Origin of the sequence: Leucobacter sp. M11 (assembly GCF_035726885.1) — a bacterium.
Lineage (GTDB): Bacteria > Actinomycetota > Actinomycetes > Actinomycetales > Microbacteriaceae > JAPFRB01.
The window spans coordinates 186,484-188,429 of the sequence record NZ_JAPFRB010000003.1 but is presented as its reverse complement, the minus strand read 5'-3'; the positions used below and the strand labels follow the sequence as shown (position 1 = coordinate 188,429).

Sequence of the window (1,946 nt, the reverse complement as noted above, 5' to 3'; positions counted from 1 at the left end):
GCCTGATTGGCCGCCCCCCGCGCGCGCTGCGCACCGTGGGGGCCCGCCGGATCGACCCCGGCATCGTCTACGGGCTGCTGACGGGCGTCGCGATCGCCACCTACACGATCTGGGACGGCTTCGTCGTGCGAGAGTGGGGCCTGTCCCCGGTGGCCTTCATGGTGGGCTGCGTGGTGCTGGAAATCCCGGTCTACACGGCCCTGGTCTGGCGCTCGCGTGCCCAGCTCCTCCCCACGGTCCGGGCGAACTGGGCCCGGCTGATCGCCTTCGGCGTGCTCTCGCCCCTGTCGTACATCCTCGTCCTTACCGCGATGACGATGGCGCCCGTCTCACTCGTCGCCCCGGTGCGCGAGGTGAGCGTGGTGCTCGTGAGCCTGATCGGCGCGTTCGCGTTCCGGGAGCACCGCCCGGCCCTCCGGGTGCTCGCCTCGGTCGTCGTGGTCGGCGGGATCGCGCTCGTCAGCCTCTAGCCCCGGCGGCACGGCTCCGGCCGCCCCCTTCGCCCAGCTCTGCGGCGGTGAAAGTGATTGCTACCTGGGATTCTTTCGGAATGGGGTGGACTTTCCGACGCGCCTTGGTAAACTTGAGTCACCTCCACTCAAGTTCAGGTGGAGCCCATCAATGCCAAGGAGAAAAGAGACGAACGTGCAACCAGGAATGCAGCCTCAGCAGGACGAACAGGCAAGCGCCCTCGAGCAGTACGGTGTGAACCTCACGGAGGTTGCACGCTCGGGGAAGTTCGATCCCGTCATCGGCCGGGACGCCGAAATCCGCCGCGTCAGCCAGGTGCTGACCCGGCGCACCAAGAACAACCCCGTGCTCATCGGTGAGCCCGGCGTCGGCAAGACCGCCGTCGTGGAGGGGCTCGCCCAGCGCATCGTCGCGGGCGACGTCGCCGACTCCCTCAAGGACAAAGAGCTCATTTCGCTCGACCTGTCTGCCCTGATCGCCGGAGCAAAGTACCGCGGCGAGTTCGAAGAGCGCATGCAGGCCGTGCTCAAGGAAATCAAGGAGTCCGACGGCCAGATCATCACCTTCATCGACGAGCTGCACACGCTCATGGGCGCGGGCGGGGGCGAGTCCTCCGTGGCCGCCTCGCAGATGCTCAAGCCCATGCTCGCCCGAGGCGAGCTGCGCCTGATCGGCGCCACGACCCTCGACGAGTACCGCGAGTACATCGAGAAGGACGCCGCGCTGGAGCGCCGCTTCCAGCAGGTCTACGTCGGCGAGCCGAGCGTCGAGGACACGGTCGCGATCCTCCGCGGGCTCAAGGAACGCTACGAGGCGCACCACAAGGTGACGATCGCCGACTCGGCGCTCGTGGCCGCGGCGGCCCTGTCCAACCGCTACATCACCGCCCGGCAGCTGCCCGACAAGGCGATCGACCTGATCGACGAGGCCGCGAGCCGCCTGCGCATGGAAATCGACTCCGCGCCGATGGAGATCGACGAGCTGCGCCGCGCGGTCGACCGGCTGAGGTTGGAGGAGCTCGCCCTCAAGAAGGAGAAAGACGACGCCTCGAAGGATCGCCTCGCGAAGCTGCGCGAGGATCTCGCCGAGAAGCAGGCCGAGCTCACGGTGCTCGAGGAGCGCTGGGAGCGCGAGCGCAGCAGCCTTAACCGTGTCGGCGAGCTCCGCGAGAAGCTGGACGACGCTCGGATCCGGGCCGACCGGGCGCAGCGCGAGGGCAAGCTGGAGCAGGCCTCCAAGCTGCTCTACGGCGAGATCCCCGTGATCGAAAAGCAGCTCGCCGAGGCCGAAAGCGCCGAGCACTCCGACGAGCCGCGGATGGTGAACGAGCAGGTCTCGGACGAAGACATCGCCGGGGTGGTCGCGGCCTGGACGGGCATCCCCGTCGGGCGGCTCCTGCAGGGCGAGACCGAGAAGCTGCTCGCCCTCGAAGCCGAGCTGGGCAAGCGCCTGATCGGGCAGGGCGAGGCCGTCTC

2 protein-coding genes are annotated in these 1,946 nt (G+C 68.4%); both read left to right on the top strand.

What is annotated here, in order from left to right:
• The coding region (locus OOT08_RS09155) for an EamA family transporter (protein ID WP_325092345.1) at positions 1–470 on the top strand (470 nt) is incomplete at its 5' end.
• Positions 471–621: 151 nt separating this feature from the next.
• A partial coding sequence (locus OOT08_RS09150; protein WP_442916213.1) for an AAA family ATPase occupies positions 622–1,946 on the top strand: 1,325 nt, incomplete at its 3' end.